Origin of the sequence: Pseudomonas sp. AP42, assembly GCF_001728935.1 — a bacterium.
In the GTDB taxonomy this organism is placed as follows: domain Bacteria; phylum Pseudomonadota; class Gammaproteobacteria; order Pseudomonadales; family Pseudomonadaceae; genus Aquipseudomonas; species Aquipseudomonas lactis.
In genome coordinates, this window is the sequence record NZ_LYSO01000028.1 from 17,253 (window position 1) to 34,799 (window position 17,547).

Annotated in this window: 15 protein-coding genes, 1 tRNA gene and 2 pseudogenes; 5 read left to right on the forward strand and 13 right to left on the reverse strand. The window is 58.4% G+C overall.

Features of this window, described 5'->3' with window-relative positions; all coding sequences use genetic code 11:
- Positions 1-76 precede the first annotated feature (76 nt).
- From A7K61_RS13030 to A7K61_RS13045, 4 genes are all read right to left on the reverse strand, one after another.
- Positions 77-982: a DMT family transporter gene (locus A7K61_RS13030; protein WP_032896059.1), complete on the reverse strand. Its 906-nt coding sequence runs from the start codon at positions 980-982 to the stop codon at positions 77-79.
- Entirely contained in the window at positions 972-2,309 is a 1,338-nt protein-coding gene (ectB, locus tag A7K61_RS13035) for a diaminobutyrate--2-oxoglutarate transaminase (protein WP_256557822.1), read from the reverse strand. Before ectB ends, A7K61_RS13030 begins: the two co-directional genes overlap by 11 nt.
- A gap of 49 nt (positions 2,310-2,358) precedes the next feature.
- Positions 2,359-3,702, reverse strand: a complete 1,344-nt coding sequence (locus tag A7K61_RS13040; protein WP_069557718.1) for a SidA/IucD/PvdA family monooxygenase — start codon at positions 3,700-3,702, stop codon at positions 2,359-2,361.
- 126 nt (positions 3,703-3,828) lie between these two features.
- Positions 3,829-4,452: a glutathione S-transferase family protein gene (locus tag A7K61_RS13045; RefSeq protein ID WP_032896056.1), complete on the reverse strand. Its 624-nt coding sequence runs from the start codon at positions 4,450-4,452 to the stop codon at positions 3,829-3,831.
- An 83-nt stretch (positions 4,453-4,535) separates the two neighbouring features.
- On the opposite strand from A7K61_RS13045, the gene A7K61_RS13050 reads away from it, so the two are divergent.
- Positions 4,536-5,381, forward strand: a complete 846-nt coding sequence (locus tag A7K61_RS13050; protein WP_069557719.1) for an AraC family transcriptional regulator — start codon at positions 4,536-4,538, stop codon at positions 5,379-5,381.
- Positions 5,382-5,388: 7 nt separating this feature from the next.
- Here the strand turns inward: A7K61_RS13050 and A7K61_RS33725 are convergent.
- A pseudogene (locus tag A7K61_RS33725) lies at positions 5,389-5,489 on the reverse strand (integrase); the annotation flags it as partial.
- A gap of 637 nt (positions 5,490-6,126) precedes the next feature.
- On the opposite strand from A7K61_RS33725, the gene A7K61_RS13060 reads away from it, so the two are divergent.
- Positions 6,127-6,501 carry a hypothetical protein gene (locus A7K61_RS13060; protein WP_032896053.1) on the forward strand — a complete coding sequence of 125 codons (375 nt, stop codon included), beginning with the start codon at positions 6,127-6,129 and terminating at the stop codon, positions 6,499-6,501.
- A 161-nt stretch (positions 6,502-6,662) separates the two neighbouring features.
- On the forward strand, positions 6,663-6,866 hold the full coding sequence (locus A7K61_RS32445) for a hypothetical protein (RefSeq protein ID WP_044274449.1): 204 nt from the start codon (positions 6,663-6,665) through the stop codon (positions 6,864-6,866).
- Here A7K61_RS32445 and A7K61_RS33730 read toward each other — a convergent pair.
- The 3 genes and pseudogenes from A7K61_RS33730 to A7K61_RS13075 form a co-directional block, all read right to left on the reverse strand.
- A pseudogene (locus A7K61_RS33730) lies at positions 6,818-7,000 on the reverse strand (ParA family protein); the annotation flags it as partial. The gene A7K61_RS32445 and the pseudogene A7K61_RS33730 overlap by 49 nt on opposite strands.
- Positions 7,001-7,078: 78 nt before the next feature.
- Positions 7,079-7,154, reverse strand: a tRNA-Asn gene (locus tag A7K61_RS13070).
- A 33-nt stretch (positions 7,155-7,187) separates the two neighbouring features.
- Positions 7,188-8,111 carry a LysR family transcriptional regulator gene (locus A7K61_RS13075; RefSeq protein WP_069557721.1) on the reverse strand — a complete coding sequence of 308 codons (924 nt, stop codon included), beginning with the start codon at positions 8,109-8,111 and terminating at the stop codon, positions 7,188-7,190.
- Between the two features lie 100 nt (positions 8,112-8,211).
- On the opposite strand from A7K61_RS13075, the gene lldD reads away from it, so the two are divergent.
- Together lldD and A7K61_RS13085 are read left to right on the forward strand one after the other, a co-directional pair.
- Positions 8,212-9,342 carry an FMN-dependent L-lactate dehydrogenase LldD gene (gene lldD, locus A7K61_RS13080; RefSeq protein ID WP_044274457.1) on the forward strand — a complete coding sequence of 377 codons (1,131 nt, stop codon included), beginning with the start codon at positions 8,212-8,214 and terminating at the stop codon, positions 9,340-9,342.
- Positions 9,343-9,755: 413 nt separating this feature from the next.
- The gene (locus A7K61_RS13085) at positions 9,756-10,682 is read left to right on the forward strand and encodes a GGDEF domain-containing protein (RefSeq protein ID WP_014719251.1); all 927 of its coding nucleotides are present in this window, start codon (positions 9,756-9,758) and stop codon (positions 10,680-10,682) included.
- 44 nt (positions 10,683-10,726) lie between these two features.
- Here the strand turns inward: A7K61_RS13085 and A7K61_RS13090 are convergent, their stop codons facing one another.
- The 5 genes from A7K61_RS13090 to A7K61_RS13110 form a co-directional block, all read right to left on the reverse strand.
- Positions 10,727-11,500 (reverse strand): TenA family transcriptional regulator, encoded by a 774-nt coding sequence (locus A7K61_RS13090; protein ID WP_153474739.1) that lies wholly within the window; start codon positions 11,498-11,500, stop codon positions 10,727-10,729.
- 78 nt (positions 11,501-11,578) lie between these two features.
- A complete protein-coding gene (locus A7K61_RS13095) occupies positions 11,579-14,041 on the reverse strand; it encodes an EAL domain-containing protein (RefSeq protein ID WP_047711455.1) in 2,463 nt (820 codons plus the stop codon).
- Between the two features lie 71 nt (positions 14,042-14,112).
- A complete protein-coding gene (locus A7K61_RS13100) occupies positions 14,113-15,915 on the reverse strand; it encodes an ABC transporter ATP-binding protein (RefSeq protein WP_069557722.1) in 1,803 nt (600 codons plus the stop codon).
- A complete protein-coding gene (locus tag A7K61_RS13105) occupies positions 15,908-16,543 on the reverse strand; it encodes a DsbA family protein (RefSeq protein WP_032896046.1) in 636 nt (211 codons plus the stop codon). The genes A7K61_RS13100 and A7K61_RS13105 overlap by 8 nt, the downstream gene beginning before the upstream one ends.
- A gap of 3 nt (positions 16,544-16,546) precedes the next feature.
- A complete protein-coding gene (locus A7K61_RS13110; RefSeq protein ID WP_032896045.1) occupies positions 16,547-17,488 on the reverse strand; it encodes a rhodanese-related sulfurtransferase in 942 nt (313 codons plus the stop codon).
- Positions 17,489-17,547: the final 59 nt, after the last annotated feature.

Genomic DNA, 17,547 nt, shown 5'->3' on the forward strand with positions numbered 1-17,547 from the left:
TTGTAGGCCTGCACGTAGCTTATCGATTGGGGGCACGCAACCAAGTTCACAGATGCCGTGCCCCCCCCCTCATCCGTCAGATAGCCTCAGGTAAGTTCTGAGCCTTTTCCGGCGGCTTGATTGAGCCGATGTACACCGCGAAGATAGTCAGTAGCGCGCCGGCGATCTGTAGCGAGGAGCTTGCCTTGCCGAGAAAAGCGACGTCGATGAAGTAAGTAATCACTGGTTCGAGCAGCAGGATCAGTCCGGCCAGCCCCAGGCTGAGGGCGCCGATCGAACGATTGACCAGCAGCCAACCGACGAATTGCACCAGTACCCCGTAAATCACCAGCATCACCAAGGTTTGTCCGTCCACAATGGCCAGGCTTTCCCCGGTCGCCAGCGCGTATACCAGCAATACCAGGGCTGCCCACAGACTCAAGTTGAGCATCTGCGCAATCTTGTCACCGCCACCATCAGGCAGCTGAGTATTGAGCTTCAGGAAGTACACGCAAATGGCATACGCCAGCCCCGACAGCACCCCATACACCACGCCTTTGATCCCGACTCCGCTGGTCATTTCCGGCAACAGCAACAGGTACAGCCCGACGAAGGCCAGCGAGATGGAAATCAGGAAGTAGATCGAGGGCTTTTCCTTCAACAGGTACAGCCCCAGCAAGGTCATGAAGAACACCTGGCAGTTGGTCAGGATCGATCCGATGCCCGGGCCAACGATGTAGATGCTCTGATGCCACAGCACCAGGTCGATCGCCAGAAATACTCCGGCCAGTGCAGTGTAGAGCTGGGCCTTGGCGCTTTTGAGTCGCACCGGCGTCTTGCGCACCTTGAGGAGCAGGAAGAACAGGATCGAGGCGATCAGCATCCGATAGAATCCGGCACCACCGGCGCCGATATGGGCGAAAGCCACCGCCAGTGCTGACAGGCTGAGCATCAGCCCGCCGATGGTCAGCTCGATGATTGCCCGGTTGTTATTAGTCGACATGGGAGACCTCATTGGTAAAGCGCAACGTATCTGTATCCGTGTCCGATTCGCTGGACGAGGGGTATTCCAGTACCTGTTGCATGGCCTCGAAAATGCTCGCCAGTCCGCTCTGCAGGGTTTCTGCGTCGATGGTCAGGGCCGGCATCAACTTGAGCACCTGATCTTGCGGGCCGCAGCGCTCGATGATCAATCGGCGCGTAAAGCACGCGCGCGTGACCGCGGCGGTCAATGACGCATCGTAGAACTCGATGCCATAAAACAGCCCGCGCCCACGCACCTGCTTGATATGCACAGCGAAGCGCTCGGTGACCTTGGCGAACCAGGACTTCAGGAGCGTTTCATTGGCCTGGATGTGCTTGACCAGACGGTCGTCGCTCCAGAATTCCTGCAAGGTTTTGGTCGCGGCGACGAAGGCCAGGGTGTTGCCACGGAAGGTGCCGTTGTCTTCGCCGGGCGACCATTGATCCAGCTCTGGACGATGCAGCAGCAGGGCGAACGGCAGTCCGTAACCACTGAGGGATTTCGACAGGCAGACCATGTCCGGGGTGATACCGGACGGTTCGAAACTGAAGAAGGTCCCGGTGCGGCCGCAACCGGCCTGGATATCATCGATGATCAGCAGGATGTCGTGCTCAGCCGTCAGTTTGCGCAAGCGCACCAGCCAGTCGGCGGACGCTACGTTGATCCCGCCTTCGCCCTGAATGGTTTCCAGAATCACCGCCGCCGGAAGATCCATGCCAGAGCTGTTGTCGTTCAGCAATCGTTCGAAATACTCGACGGAATCCAGACCTTTTAGGTAACCGTCGTAGGGCATGCGGAACACATAGGGATCGACGCCAGGTTGGCGATTATCGCGGTTTCCGGTCAGCCCCAGCGAGGTGTTCGACATCCCGTGAAAGCCATTGGTGAACGCGACGATGTGCTGCCGCCCGGTGACCTTGCGCGCCAGTTTGATGGCCGACTCCACCACGCTGGTGCCCGTGGGCGAGGTGAACTGCATTTTGTAAGACAGCGCCCGTGGCTCAAGAATGATCTTGCGCAAGTTGAAGAGAAACTCCTGCTTGGCCCGGCTGTGCATGTCCAGCGCCGCCTGGATCCCGTCACGTTGCAAGTAGTCGATTACCGCTGCCTTGACCGGTTTAGGGTTGTGACCATAGTTGACCGAGCCGGCGCAACTTAGAAAGTCGATGTAGGCCTGCCCCTTGAGGTCGTACAGATAGCTGCCCTGAGCCTGGTCGAAGACCACGGGGAAACTGCGGCAATAACTTCGCGCCTGGGACTCGACCTCGGCAAATATACCCAACTCATCCATTCCTGAAATTTCCATTTACGGCCTACTCATATAAGGGGTCGAGGTGCGTGCGATCAAAGGCGACTCAGGCGATTTTTTCTGCGGCGTCTTCCAGCCCCAGTTGTTCGCTCAACGACGTGAAAATTTCCCGGGCCCGCAGCGACAACAGGCTGAAGGAGCCTGCATCGCCGTAGCCGTGGGACGACTCGCACAAACCGTTGAGGTAAAGCGCCGGTAAGTTGCAGCCTGCGCGCGCGGACAGGCGATAATCACGTCCGATGCGAATCACGCCCTGGGCATCACAGTCCAGGCTTTCGGCCAGGTCGCGCAGAATGGAGGGGAAATGTTCGTCTTGGGCGCCGGTGCCCAGATTGCGGAATCCGGTAGCCAGCACGACAGCGTCCAACTCAGGCAGTTGTTCGGTGGTCCCGGCCTGGGTGTCGAGTAGCGTCAGCGAGTAGCTGTGGCCGGTGGCTGTGCAAGCCTGGATGTCACTGAAACTCTTGATGGTGGTTCTGTTTTTACCCTGCAACTTGTCTTCATACATGCCTACATACAACTCCGAGATCACGTCGGCGTCAGCAGCGGAGTAGTTGGTGTAATGCAAGTGGCGGTTGATGTTCTTCTTCGCTTCGGCGGAACTGTTGTAGTACTGGTCAACAAAGGACGGGAAGTACACATGCTCGCTGAACTGGCTGGTGTCCTTGAGGCGGAAACCGTAGCCGCGCTGGATGTTGATGATCTCGAGGTGTGGGTAGCTATGGCGCAGGTGCAGCATGATCTCGATCGCACTCTGGCTGCCGCCTACTACCGCGACCCGCTTCAACTCGCGCTGTTGCGCTAGTTGCGCCAACCGCCCGAGGTACTGGGTCAAATGGAAAACCTGGTCGGCGGCGCAGTCGGTGAATGCCTGCGGGATCACGGGTGTCCGCCCGGGTGCGACGACCAGCGAGCGGGCAAAAAACTTGCTCCCGGTTTGCGTAGTCACGCAATACAGGTTGCTGACAGGGTCTGCCTGAATCGATGTCACGGCCTGGTTGTAAACCACGTCCTTGGCAAAGAAACCCGCGACCCAGCGCACGTACTCGGCGAATTCGCTGCGCAGCGGAAACTCCAAACCAAGATTGAGGTGCTCGAAAAGCCGATCATTTTCGAACAGGAAGTTGGTGAAGGTGTAGCGGCTGCGCGGGTTGCGTGGCGTCACCAGATCGCGGCTCGGATGATTCTGGATATCGCTGCCCGACAGCATCATCTCCGGTTGCCATTTCGTACTGCCCTGGCGCTCCAGGAACAGGCGTGTTCCCGCAAAGCCTAATTCTTCCAGGGCAATGGCCAAGGCGATGTTCGCGGGCCCAAAACCTATACCGATGACATCGTAGACTTGCCCGTCACGCCCTGAATCACTGGTATTAACGTTATGAACACTCACAGCTTTATCCCCATTTATTACAAAAGTCAGACTCGGCAAAGCAGAAAAGCCCCTGAGGTCTTTCCTGCATGCGGTCAACAAAAGTTTTTTGTCGTTATCTTTAATCGATATCAGTAGTGCTGTTCTTTAAACTTCTTGTGCCGCCAGCTTCAACCATTGTTGTACCGGTGCATACGCCAGGATGTTGTCGACATATCCCTGCAGTTGTGCCGGTATGGCAATACCATAACGACGGAAACGAAATACCACCGGAACAAACATGGCATCCACAATGCCGAAGTCGCCGCAGAGGAACTGCTTCGAACCGCTCAGCGCGCGCAGGTTGTTCCAGATATCGAACACGCGCATGACTTCTTCACGCGTCTGGGCGGTAAGCGTTTCAGGGGTATCACCGGTGTTCAGGCCGAACGACATCTGTGTGCGCAGGTGCGTGAAGCCGGAGTGCATCTCCGCCGCTGCGGCGCGCGCGAGTGCTTTGACCTGCGGGTCTTGGGGCCAGAGGTTGGCGCCAGGATAGGCGTCGGCAACGTATTCGCTGATGGCCAGGCTGTCGTTGATCACTATGCCATTGAGTAACAGCGCCGGGACTCGGCCAGAAGGCGAGTGTTCGAGGATTTGCTGGCGGGTGTCGCTCTGTTCCAGTTTCAGCTGAAGGGTTTCAAACGAAACGTCGGCTGTCACAAGAACCAGCCACGCACGAAATGACCATGACGACTTATTAAAATCCCCAATTACCAGTTTTGTAGACATCGCATCCCCTAGCTTGTTTTATGAAATAGGTGCTAAATTTAGCGACCTTTTTTTCATACGTATTGCACAAAACTGGACAATGGATGGACGGGATTCGCAGTGAAAAAGCCCCTCAAAAAGATAAGGATTTTGTTCAATTCTGGCGTATACCCGAAGGCGACTGCGAGTTGCTATCTGCGCGTTATAGCACCCAATCTTTCGGCCGACATTCACATGACAGATACGCTATCGGCGTTATAAGTAGCGGTGTTGAAAAGCTATTTTATCGCGGCAGTTACTACATGGGTGTCGCTGGCAGTGTGGTCACCATTACCCCTGGGGAGATCCACGACGGCTTGCCAGGCCACGATGAGGGCTGGATGTATCGAATGCTCTATATCGACCCCGAATGGGTCAATCGCGTAGTGTTTCAAGGGCGCTTTTCAGAGGATCATATTCATCTTTTTCAAACAGCTCTGAGCCAGGCCCCCGACTTCGCCCGCATCTTTTTGCATCAGCATCAACTCATTGAAAAATCCCCACCCAGCCTTGAGCGGGAAACTATCCTTCTGGATCTGGTGACAGAACTTTTCGAGCGCAGCGGAGCGCCCATCGAACCAGTCAGTGCGGCTGAGCAGCACGCCGTGCAAAAGATCAAGAAGAAGCTCGAAGATGAGTTCGACAAACATCTGTCGCTGGAAGAGCTGGCGCAACTGGTGAACCTCGACCCTCTTTACCTGATCCGGGTGTTCAAAAAAAGCGTTGGCATCTCCCCCCACAGCTATCAAATCCAGAGAAGAATCGCCCAGGTCCAAAAACTGCTGCGCACCGGGTCCAGTCTCGCAGAAGCGTCATTCACTTGCGGCTTCTTCGATCAAAGCCACATGACCCGTGCCTTTAAAAAAGTAGTCGGCATTACGCCGGGCAGTTTCCGTAACAGCAGTGCCTGAGCCTGTAAGTGCCATCTTGGATGTTGATCTTGCCGTAGTGCTCGGCCTCACGTTTTAAGCGCGTTAAGCCGGCCAAAAAATGGCCTCACGCAGCCGCATGCCGGTGGCTCACTTGCGCAGAAGTGGGCGGGTGGAGACTGCATTGGCTGACGAAACCGGCGCCGCGAGATCCTGAGTCGGGTGAAGGCCGTGAAGCGATGACCGGGCCATGCCTGACTGTCAGTCAGGTGCACTCCATTGCGTGGGCTGCAGCCCCCTTATCTGTATCGCCGTTGCGGGTGACTTCGGTGTTTGTCACGCCGATTTTCACGAGGGGGGATGCCGCAAAGCCTTGTAAGAGTAATTACAGCGATAGACTTACAGAACACCAGTCATAAATCTAAGGCGGAGCCACAGGCAAATCGGATCAATTTGGCTGTCATTAGCTCCCTCCAACGGGTCCAGAACGCGCAGTTCACTAGATGCCGCACATTCCCTACAAGATTCCAAGAAACGTCTGACTGGATCGCCATAACGTTTAAGTCGATTATCTGGACTGGTTCGCTGTCGTAGACAGCACTTGCCGAGGTGACATGGATCTTGAAGGTCACCACGCTATCCGTGTTGATCAGCTGTAGTTCGCAAAATATTCGGTAGCGCGGACAGTCGTCGGCATTCTCGCCGACCGAATGCACCAACCCTCACTGTGACGGGAGCCTGCCGTCAGGTGGGGTCTTTACGTCACTTGCCAATCGCAGGAGACATGATGAAACTATCGCTTGCCTTATATGACGCGCTGACATCCATCAGTGTGCCAAATAACAAAGCTAAAGCTGTTGTAGATGCATGGGAGGACGATGTGAAAGATTTCGCTTCAATATCCGACTTAGAGCGTACCGAGTCGCACCTTCAGGGTTCGATCACTGCATTACGTACTGACCTCACCGCCTTGATTAAGGAGCAAGGCGCGGATTTGCGAACTCTGGTCGAACGCCAAGCCAGTCAATTTCAAAGCTCAGTGTCAAAACTAGAATCAAACATAACGGTGCTTCGTTGGCAATTCTGGCTCCTGGTTCTCTGTTTTGGCTTCCCCATTTTGAAGAGCCTTTACGAGGTTTACGGGAAAGTCGTCACTTCTTGATCCATCGCGACACCCTCAGCCATCAGTAACCAACCGGTGGCCTATTAGCTTTAAGACGCCGGCCTTGTCCGTGTCCTGATTTGTAGCTATTCAGCCATGCGGGGAACACTCGCCGTATGGGCGACGTGTCTCGCCGTTTTGGGCTTTTTGCGGAGAGACACATGAAACTCGAAAACCTCACATCGTTGCAAACCCAGCTGTTCAAACTGCCAGTCGTCTTCACAGAGTGCGCTTGGTATGAGGCTGCCTACCTAGAGCAACCTGCGAGCTTCGGCGACTTGGACAGCCGCTTAGGCGACACCCTCGAAGCTGCCTATACATGCCTCTTCCCCCCGGTGTCGACAAGGATCAAATCGAAATCTTGAGCGAACACCGGTATCAAATTCTTGAGGCGAAAGCGTCCATCAGCAGCATGAAGCAACAAACTTCCAAGCTGATTTAACGGATCATTCGAATGGATCAGTGAGATATTAGGGATAAAGGTCTTGGAAATGACCTGTAAGCGTTTGGATTGCTGGGGGCTGGGTCAAATCCCAAGCAAAAAAAAAGCCTGCATCTCTGCAGGCTTTTCTCTATCTGGCTCCACGACCTGGACTCGAACCAGGGACCCAATGATTAACAGTCATTTGCTCTACCAACTGAGCTATCGCGGAATGCGCCGTATGTTACTGATTAAAAAGAAGAAGTCAAGCATCCTCTGACACTTTCCGTAAATCGCCCCCCTGCTCGCTTGAATACGACGGTTCCTTGGCCAGCTCCAACCAGGCTCGCGCTGCCGGTGGCAGGTGGGCGCTGGCGCGCCAGGCCAGGGCGATGTGCCAATCGGTGTGGGGCTCGTCCAGGGGGATCAGGGCGATGCCGGGGTGTTGGTGCTTGTGCGCCAGCATTCGCGGCAGGAAGGCGACGCCCAGGCCGGCGGTGACCAGGTCGACGATAAAGTCGATCTGCCCGCTGCGGGCGGTGACTTTGGGGGTCACGCCTTTGCGTTCGCAGGCGCTGAGGATCTTGGCGTTGAGGGCAAAACCCGCTTCGAACAGGATGAACGGCGAGTCCGCCAGGTCGGTGAAGTCGATTCGCTTGCGGCGGGCCAGTGGGTGGCTGACGGGCAGCACTGCGATCAGAGGTTCGTTGCGTACTGGCTGATAGTCGAAGCCTTCGTCCACCGGCAGCAGCAGTGCCGCCAGATCGACCTCCCCCGCTTCCAGGCATTCGCGCAGCCTTTTACTGCCGTATTCGGTCAGTTCGATGTCGATGCCCGGGTAGCGGCTGCGATAAGTGGCAAACATGGCCGCGAACAGCACGCCGCACCCCACTGGCGGCAGGCCGATGCGCAGCACGCCGCGCTTGAGGCCGCGCAGGTCGTTGATTTCAGCCATCAGGTCGGTGCGTTCGGCGAGCATTACCAGGGCACGGCGGTAGGCAATTTCGCCGGCGGCGGTGAGTTCGTTCTTGTGGCCCAGACGATTGAGCAGTGGCATGCCCAATTCGTCCTCCAGGGTCTTGACCGCTTTGCTGACGGTGGACTGGGTCAGGGCGACCACTTCGGCCGCCTGGGAGAACCCGCCCTGGCGCACCACTTCGACAAACGCACGCAAGGTTCGCAGGTTCATCAGTATTCCTTTGGCGACTGGATAGCAGTGATAAAAGTTGTTTTCATCATGGCATAACTTTGCTTAGGGTGTAGCACTTTGCCCTGTGGAGACACCGTCGATGATCATCTCGTCCGCTTCCGACTACCGCGCCGCGGCCAAGCGCAAGTTGCCGCGCTTTCTGTTCGATTACATCGACGGCGGCGCCTACGCCGAGCACACGCTGCGCGCCAACAGTTCGGACCTGGCCGAGATCAGCCTGCGCCAACGCATCCTGCGCAATGTCGACGACCTGAGTCTTACCACCCAGCTGTTCGGCACCGAACTGGCGATGCCGGTGATCCTCAGCCCGGTCGGCCTGACCGGCATGTACGCGCGACGCGGTGAAGTGCAAGCGGCCAGGGCGGCGGCCAACAAAAACATCCCCTTCTGCCTGTCGACAGTGTCGGTGTGTTCGATTGAGGAAGTGGCGTCGCAGAGCCCGCAGCCGATCTGGTTCCAGCTGTATGTGCTCAAGGATCGCGGTTTCATGCGCAACGCCCTGGAGCGGGCGCAGGCCGCCGGGGTGACTACCTTGGTGTTCACCGTTGACATGCCGACACCGGGCGCACGCTACCGTGACGCGCACTCGGGCATGTCCGGCCCCTACGCGGCGCAGCGGCGCATGTTGCAGGCGGTGACCAAGCCGCAATGGGCCTTCGATGTGGGCTTGATGGGCCGCCCCCACGACCTGGGCAATATCTCCAAATACCTGGGCAAACCCACCCACCTGGAGGACTACATTGGCTGGCTGGCCAACAACTTCGACCCGTCGATCAGCTGGAAAGACCTGGAGTGGATCCGCGAGTTCTGGAAAGGCCCGATGATCATCAAGGGCATCCTCGACCCGCAGGATGCCAAGGACGCGGTGAGTTTCGGTGCCGACGGCATCGTGGTCTCCAACCATGGCGGCCGCCAGCTCGACGGGGTGCTCTCCACGGCCAAGGCGTTGCCGCCGATTGCCGAAGCGGTGGGCGATGACCTGACCGTGCTGGTGGATTCGGGCATTCGCTCCGGGCTCGACGTGGTGCGCATGCTCGCCCTGGGTGCCAAGGCGTGCCTGCTGGGGCGTGCCACCGCCTACGCGCTGGCCGCCGAGGGCCAGCATGGGGTGGAGAACCTGCTGGACATCTTTGCCAAGGAAATGCGCGTGGCCATGACCCTGACCGGGGTCACTTCCATCGCGCAGATCGACCGTACCACCTTGGTCTAGTAGTGATGAGGGGTGGTGTACTTTGTGTGCGGATAACCGAAGCGTTGTTTATTTGCGACAAACATCTCGCCCCACCGAAACAGTAAGGTTAACCGGGCCGGCAGTAACGTCGGCCCAAATCAGCCAAATAACTGGCGCCATGCTTTAACGGACTTTTCTTACTTAAAAATTAGTTAATTGATTTATAAGGATTTTTACCAGCCAAATACACTTGGCATGAATCTCGCTCTAGTACTGTTCAAGCAGGTTCGGCGATGACAAGACGTGCGGCAGTGCCCCGGGGTTATAACCCAAGGAAAAGCGGTTTAAACTGTTTCCAATGTTTTACGGAACTGACGGATCAGTAAGACGCTTGGCACTCGCCACTCTCATCCCGCCTGTAAGACAGCCCAGTGCTTAGAGGCCACGCGCTTATGAAAACCCCCACCCAGACCAACGCAATTGACTTTGACAGTGCCAAATTGCAACGCCTGGGATTTGGCCAGCCATCCTTACGCCCACGCCGCCCCGCCACCCTCGCCGAACTTCGCCAGCAACTGAACCAGCAGTTGCAGACCAGCCTGGAGCCGGAGCGCATCCTGGGTCTGTTCTTTCGCGAGGTACAGCGCCTGGTGCCGCTGGACGCGTTGCAATACCGTCACGCCGCCAGCGACCTGCGCCTGGAGTTTGGTCACCGGGGTCATCACTCCGTCAGCTACACCCTGAGCCATGAAGGCGAGCACCTGGGGGAACTGGTCTTTCGTCGTAACCAGCGGTTGCTTGAAGAAGAACTGAGCCAGCTCGAACTGCTGCTGGTGACCTTGCTTTATCCGATGCGCAACGCCCTGCTCTACCGCGCCGCCACCCGCAGCGCCCTGCGTGACCCGTTGACCGAAACCGGCAACCGTGTGGCCATGGACCAGACGCTGCAGCGAGAAATCGACATGGCACGCCGGCATTTGCACCCGCTGTCGCTGTTGATGCTGGACATCGACCACTTCAAGAAAATAAACGACACCCATGGGCATGCCGCGGGCGACAGCGTGCTGCGCGCCGTGGCGGGGGCGATCAAACGCCAGTTGCGCAACGTGGACATGGTGTTCCGGTTTGGCGGGGAAGAGTTTTTGATCCTGCTCTCCAACACCGGTCGCGATGCCGCGAGGATGGTGGGAGAGCGCCTGCGCCAGGCGGCACAAGCCCAGGACTACTGGGTGGAGGGTACCCGAATCGAACTGACCGTGAGCCTCGGTTGCTCGACGCTGCTGGCGGCCGAGTCAGCTGAAAGCCTGCTGCGTCGGGCCGACAATGCGTTGTATGTGGCCAAGCGCGAAGGTCGTAACCGCCTGGCGATGGCGGGGTAGGGTCAGTTGTGGAGAGGGAGCTTGCTCCCTCGCCACAATTACCGCTACGCCTCGCTGGCGATGCGCACAGGGCGCTCGCGAACGGCTGGCGCCTTGTCTTTCTCCGCATTCTCTAGACGCATACAGCTTTCCAGGAACAAGTGCATGTAGTCGTAGCTCTTGCACACCGCCTGGCGCAACTCTTCCTGCAGGGCCTTGCTCGGGTTGGTCCCGGCCAGGGTGCAGATGATTTCCAGGGCTTCCCAAGGGTGGGCGTCGTCGTATTGGGCGTGCATCTTCAGCCACTTCATCGCCCGCTTGCGATCTTCCTCCGGGAAGGCGGCAGCATAAACACCGGTAGAGCAGACCACCGCGGACCACTCCCCCGTCGCCCCCTCGATCGCGTAGTTGGTGGCGGCAATCGCGACGATCAACGCATCCGCCGAGCTGGTGTGCCAGCACCAATGACTCAGGGCGTGCAACTCGGGCGGTACCTCCTGCGCTTGCAGCTCTTCAAGGCTGACGCCGTGAGCCCGTGCCCAATTGACCCAGTAGTCGGCATGGTTGAGCTCCACGCGAATGTTGCGCATCAGCCAACGGCGCGCCATGTCCTCCCCAGGATGACGGGCAAACTTGGTCTTGGTCAGGTTCTGCGCCATGTACAAGGCAAACTGTTCTACCACCGGCCAACCCCCAATGAGGTAGTGGCGCATGGTCTTGGCGCTGAGGGCGTTGTCACGCATGCGCTGATACAGTTCGTGCTCGACAACCCGGCGCTTGCTCTCGCTACAGTCCTGGATCAGCTGTTGCGCCCAGGCAGGGTAACTCGAGGCTTCCATAAGCGGGCCGGTTCTGTTGAAGGTGTCGATCACTGTGGGGCTCCTTTTCAAGTGTGATTGTACAGACCAGCAAATGTTTCAGCGGAAAGTGCCGGGCGCCTTGAATAACAGTGGCTGCGGCCGCTCAGGGCGGCACTGCAGGCTATCAAAGGTAAACAATTGCGGGCGTTCAATCAGGTAGCCCTGAGCGTAATCCACACCTATCTCAAGTAAAGCCTGTTCGATCTGCGGTGTTTCAACAAACTCGGCAATTGTGCGCTTACCCATGACGTGGCCGATGTGGTTGATCACTTCGACCATGGCGCGGTTAATCGGGTCGTCCAGCATATCCTTTACGAAACTTCCATCGATCTTCAGGAAGTCTACAGGTAAATGTTTCAAATATGCGAATGAGGACATTCCGGCGCAAAAGTCATCAAGGGAAAAATGGCAGCCTAACGCTTTGAGTTCATTAATAAATCGAATCGCGCTGCCCAAATTGGCGATAGCGCTGGTTTCAGTTATTTCAAAACAAATCATTTCCGGTGGAATGTTGTAAGTATCGAATTTCTGACGTAAAAATCCTAAAAAGTCATCGTCGCCAATGGTTATTCCTGACAGATTAATCGCACACATGGCCATGGGTCGGCCCGGACGCTCATGCATGCAGCGGGCGATAATCTTGAATACGTTTTCCACTACCCAACGGTCCAGGGACGTCATCAAACCGTAACGTTCGGCGGCCGGAATAAAACTGTTGGGCAAAATGATCCGCCCCGCTTCGTCATGCAGACGCAAGAGAATTTCAATGTGTCCATTGCCGGCGTCGGTAGTGCCCAACGGCGCAATTTCCTGGGCGTAGAGGCAAAAGCGGTCTTCCTCAAGGGCAATATGCAGCCGCTGTACCCAGGCCATCTCGCCAAACCGCAGAGACAATTCCGAGTCATCGACGTGGTAGACCTGCACGCGGTTGCGCCCTTTTTCCTTGGCCATGTAGCACGCCATGTCGGCGGCGCGCAGGGAGGTTTCCAGGGTGGTCGGGGTTTGGGAGATATGCACCAGGCCGATGCTGACAGTGGTCATGAAGGGCCGCCCCTTCCACACGAAGTGCAAGCTCTGCACGGTATGGCGCAGGCTCTCGGCGATTTTTTCCGCCACCGGCGCCGGGCAGTTTTCCAGCAGGATGCCAAACTCGTCTCCGCCCAACCGAGCCAGGGTATCGCCCTCGCGCAGGTCCGACTGCAGCAGCGCGCAGATGTGGCGCAGCAATTCATCGCCCGCCGCGTGGCCACAGGTGTCATTGACCAGCTTGAATTGGTCGAGGTCAAGGAACATCAAGGCATGTCGCCCATTTTGCTGGCGCGCGACCTGCTGCAGCACCTGTTCAAGCCGGAACTCGAACTCGCGACGGTTGGCCAGGCCGGTCAAGGCGTCGTGGGTGGCCTGCCAGGAAAGGTTGGCGATGTACTGGCGTTCCTGGGTCATGTCGTGCAGCACCAGCACCGCACCGCTGATCTTGCCGGCGCTGCGGATCGGCGCGCCCACCAGGGTCACCGAGACGGTGCTGCCGTCCAGGCGCTGGATCAGCTTGGAATGCTCGCTGCCGCCGCTGAACTGGCCCTTGACGATGTGTTCAATCAGGGTGAAGCCGTCGGGCTCGGCGTTTTCATCCAACAGCTTGAACAGCGCCGCCAGCGGTAGGCCCTGGGCCTGCTCCGAGCGCCAGTGGGTCAAAGCTTCGGCTGCAGGGTTCATGTAGGCAATGGCCCCGTCGACATCGGTGGTAATCACCCCGTCGCCAATCGACTCCAACGTGATCTGCGCCCGCTCCTTCTCCGCTTGCAGCGCATCGGCAAAGGCATGACGCTGGGCCAGCAACTTGTGGGTGCGCAGCAACGCCAACACGATCAGGCCCAGGGCGGTCGCCAGGTTAGTGATCAACAACAGCCGCAGGATCATCCGCGAACCTTCGCCCAGGGCATCGCTGAACGCCTTGGCGGCGGGCGTCACTCCTTCATTGATGGCCGTGATGCGCGCCTTCCAACTATGGACATCGTCATCGCTGACGTAGCCGGAGGTAATGGCGCCGTGCATCTCCTGGGCCAGCTCATCCAACTGCACCAGGTAGCCGTCGCCCACCGTCCACAGTTCAATGGCTTTTTCCAGGTAGCTGAAATGACGGAAGTTGAGGTACAGCCAGATCAGGCTGGAAACGTCGTCCGGATGGTTGCCGCCCTTGAGAATACCCAGGCGCGCGGCCTCCATGTCGGGATTGGGACGGTCCAGGGCAATGCGCAATTCATGCCCACCCTGGGGCACGGCAATGGCCTGCTGGTATTTGAGGTAGGTGGCGTCGTTGCGGTTATCGGCGTAGAGGGTCAGGTAGTAAATGGCATCTTTCTGGCCCTTGGACCACAGGCTTTCGCCCGCCACATAGCCCCGCACTGCCGAAAGCACGTAGAGACTGACGCAGCCTAACAATGCCTGGAACAACACGACGGCGATAAAGGGCCAGACAATACCCAACAGGCGTGGCGTTCCGAGAGTCCGCTTTTGCTTCATGAAGTCCCTTGCACATGCACAGCTTGATACGCACGCGAAAATCCGCTCCCGATAGCACAGCCTAAGCTAAATCAACGTACTTGTTGCAAGTGTCCGTACAGTTTGGCGTACAACCCGCCATCGGCAATCAACTGCTGATGGTCGCCGTCCTCGGCAATGTGCCCGCCATCGAACACCAGCACTCGGTCAGCCTGCTTCACCGCAGACAGCCGGTGGGCGATGATCAGTGTAGTACGCCCACTGAGAAACCGCGCCAGAGCCTGGTGCAGGTTGTACTCGGTGGCCGCGTCCAATGCAGACGTGGCCTCGTCCAGAATCACCACTTTAGGCTCGGCGAGCACCATGCGGGCAATGGCCAGGCGTTGGCGCTGCCCCCCGGAAAAACGCACGCCCGAGCGCCCGACCACGCTGTCCAGGCCCAAAGGCAGTGCTTTGACAGTAGCATCCAGTTGGGCGATTTCCAGCGCCTGCCAGCAGGCTTGTTCGGTGCGGGTACGGCCCATGGTCAGGTTGGCGCGCACGGTGTCGTTGAACAGCGCCGGGTGTTGCAGCACCACCGCGACGTTCTCGCGGATGGTCTCCAGGCCGATCTCCTGCTGAGTGGCAGCGCCAAAACGAATACTGCCGGCCTGGGGCGTATAGAGCCCCAGCAACAGTTGCACCAGGGTGCTTTTGCCGCCGCCGCTGGCGCCGACAATTGCCACCTTTTCACCCGGTGCGATGGCCAGGTTCAACTGGTTGAGCACCAGGTCTTCGCCGTAGCCAAAGTCGAGGCCACGCACTTCGATGCCGACCGTCTCGCGCCCGCTGAACGGGTCTGCGCCGCCTGGGTATTGCGGTTCATCGGCACGCGCCAGCAGCTCGTTGATCCGCGACAGCGCGCCGCCCGCCGCATAATAGGCGTATTGCAGGTTCAGCAGTTGTTCCACCGGGCCGATCATGAACCACAGGTAACTGAACACCGCGAGCATCTGGCCGATGGACAGGTCGGAAAACAGCACGGTGAGCATGGCCGCGGCGCGGAAGATGTCGATGCCGAACTGGAACAGCAAGCCACTGGCGCGGCTCGACGCGTCGGTTTTCCACTGGGAATGGATGGCGTAGTCACGCACTTCCTGGGCACGTTGGCCCAGGCGCCCGAGGAAAAAGCCCTGGCGGTTGCCGGCGCGCACTTCCTGGATGGCATCCAGGGTTTCGGTCAGCGCCTGGGTAAAGCGTGAAGTACTGTCGTTTTCCAGCTTCTTGAGATGCTTGACGCGCTTGCCCAACTGCACCGTGGCGTAGATCACTAACGGGTTGAACAACAGGATCAGCAACGCCAGTTGCCAATGCATCCACACCAGGATCGCCGAAGTGCCAACCAGGGTCAGCATCGCCACCAGGAAACGGCTGAGGGTTTCGCCAACGAATTTGTCCAGGGTGTCCAGGTCGGTCACCAGGTGGGTGGTGACCGTACCGCTGCCCAGGCTTTCGTACTCACCCAGGGAGATACGCTTGAGACGTTCGATCAGGCGCACGCGGATGCGGTACACGATGTCCTTGGCCAAGCGCGCAAACAGCCGCGCCTGCACCACGTTGAACACCAGCGCGCCGCAGCGCAGGGCCAGGGTGACCATGAGCATCAGGCCGATATAGCCAGCAGCTTTTTGCCAACCCAGGGGCAGCGCGTGGTTCATCACCTTGAGAGCGGCATCGCCATGGCCCAGCAGCACTTCGTCCACCAGCAACGGCAACAACAGCGGGATAGGCACGCTGCACAGGGTGGCGAGCACGGCGACGCCGTTGGCGACCCACAGGGATTTCTTGTGACGCAGGGCCAGGCGGCGAATTTCCGCCCAGGTCAGGCGGTCGGTGCGTGGAGGCTGTTCATACACAGGCAGCTCGCTCCAGCCATCGACCCAGTAACGGCGACAGCTCGGACAGCGGCTGGTAACCATTGGTCAGCAAGGCCAACTGGCCGTTGCGCTCGGCCAGCAGGGTCGGGAACCCGGCAATGCCCAGGTCCTGCACCCAGGTAAAATCAGCCGCCGTGGCCGCGTGCTGATCGGCACGGTCGAACTCGCCGGCAAACTCGATGCGTGGAATACCGGCCTGCTCGGCCAGTTCCACCAGCACAGGGGCCAGGGTCACGTCCCGACCTTCGACATAGAACGCGCGCTGGATCAGCCCCAGCAGCTTCCAGGCACAATCCGGCGCCAGGCTGCGTGCGGTGACGATCGCGCGGCACGCCGGCTCCGTGTCGTAGACAAACCCGTCGGGCAACGCGCCCTCACGCTTGAACGGCTGGCCGGTGGCGTCGGTGACGGCCTGCCAGTGTTCAAGGATATAGCGCCGGGTAGTCGGCTCCAGCGCCGCGCCGCTGCCGGTGCGCAAGCCGCCCACCACCAGGTGCACGTCCACGCCGGCCGCCTGGGCCTGCTCTACCAGCGCTTGTGCCACCGGGGCAAAGCCCCAGCACCAGGAACACATCGGGTCCATTACATAGAGCAGGCGCGCAGACATGGCTCAGGCCTCGGAAGGGGTTTGCTTGTAGTTGTAACCAATCGGGTGCGGCATGTTGCGGGCCTTGGCCAGTTCGATCTGCTTCTGGCGGTCGATCGCACTGCGACGGGTCTTCTCCGGCAGCTTATCCCAGCAATGGGGGCAACTGATGCCGGCCACATAATGCTCAGAGGTGCGGTCTTCTACGCTCACGGGTGTGCGGCAGGCATGACATTGATCGTAGTCGCCTTCGCTCAAGTCGTGGCGCACGGTCACGCGATTGTCGAACACAAAGCAGTCGCCCTGCCATTTGGTTTCTTCCTGGGGCACCTCTTCGAGGTACTTCAGGATACCGCCCTTGAGGTGGTAGACCTCATCGAAGCCTTCGCTGAGCATGTAGCTCGACGCCTTCTCACAGCGAATGCCGCCGGTGCAGAACATAGCGACCTTCTTGTGCTTGGCCGGGTCGAAGTTGGCTTTGATGTAGTCGGGAAATTCGCGAAAACTGGTGGTTTTCGGGTCGATTGCGCCTTCGAACGTGCCAATCGACACCTCGTAGTCGTTACGGGTGTCGATCAACAACACTTCCGGGTCGCTGATCAGCGCGTTCCAATCCTGCGGGTCGACGTAGGTACCGACCTTTTTGTTCGGGTCGACGCCTTCAACGCCCAGGGTCACGATCTCTTTCTTGAGTTTGACCTTGGTGCGATAGAACGGCTGGTCGTCGCAGTAGGATTCCTTGTGGTCGATATCGACCATGCGCGGGTCTTTTTTCAGCCAGGCCATCAGGCCGTCAATGCCTTCGCGGCTGCCGGAAACGGTGCCGTTGATGCCTTCTTCGGCGATCAGCAAGGTGCCTTTGATGCCGTTGTCGACCATCGCCTGCAACAGGGGCTCGCGCAGGGCGACGTAATCTTCAAGGGTGACGAACTTATACAGTGCCGCCACGACAATCGGTTGAGTCATGGGTGTTCTCTCCAGGTGGCTACCCTCGTAAGGGGTGAACCGGATACAAAAAGGCGTCG

What these genes read in the sequence shown, in the direction of transcription:
- A7K61_RS13030 (WP_032896059.1), bottom strand. Translation starts at nt 982, where the DNA reads ATGTCGACTAATAACAACCGGGCAATCATCGAGCTGACCATCGGCGGG.
- ectB (WP_256557822.1), bottom strand. Translation starts at nt 2,309, where the DNA reads ATGGAAATTTCAGGAATGGATGAGTTGGGTATATTTGCCGAGGTCGAG.
- A7K61_RS13045 (WP_032896056.1), bottom strand. Translation starts at nt 4,452, where the DNA reads ATGTCTACAAAACTGGTAATTGGGGATTTTAATAAGTCGTCATGGTCA.
- A7K61_RS13050 (WP_069557719.1), top strand. Translation starts at nt 4,536, where the DNA reads ATGGACGGGATTCGCAGTGAAAAAGCCCCTCAAAAAGATAAGGATTTT.
- A7K61_RS13060 (WP_032896053.1), top strand. Translation starts at nt 6,127, where the DNA reads ATGAAACTATCGCTTGCCTTATATGACGCGCTGACATCCATCAGTGTG.
- A7K61_RS32445 (WP_044274449.1), top strand. Translation starts at nt 6,663, where the DNA reads ATGAAACTCGAAAACCTCACATCGTTGCAAACCCAGCTGTTCAAACTG.
- A7K61_RS13075 (WP_069557721.1), bottom strand. Translation starts at nt 8,111, where the DNA reads ATGAACCTGCGAACCTTGCGTGCGTTTGTCGAAGTGGTGCGCCAGGGC.
- lldD (WP_044274457.1), top strand. Translation starts at nt 8,212, where the DNA reads ATGATCATCTCGTCCGCTTCCGACTACCGCGCCGCGGCCAAGCGCAAG.
- A7K61_RS13085 (WP_014719251.1), top strand. Translation starts at nt 9,756, where the DNA reads ATGAAAACCCCCACCCAGACCAACGCAATTGACTTTGACAGTGCCAAA.
- A7K61_RS13090 (WP_153474739.1), bottom strand. Translation starts at nt 11,500, where the DNA reads ATGGAAGCCTCGAGTTACCCTGCCTGGGCGCAACAGCTGATCCAGGAC.
- A7K61_RS13095 (WP_047711455.1), bottom strand. Translation starts at nt 14,041, where the DNA reads ATGAAGCAAAAGCGGACTCTCGGAACGCCACGCCTGTTGGGTATTGTC.
- A7K61_RS13105 (WP_032896046.1), bottom strand. Translation starts at nt 16,543, where the DNA reads ATGTCTGCGCGCCTGCTCTATGTAATGGACCCGATGTGTTCCTGGTGC.
- A7K61_RS13110 (WP_032896045.1), bottom strand. Translation starts at nt 17,488, where the DNA reads ATGACTCAACCGATTGTCGTGGCGGCACTGTATAAGTTCGTCACCCTT.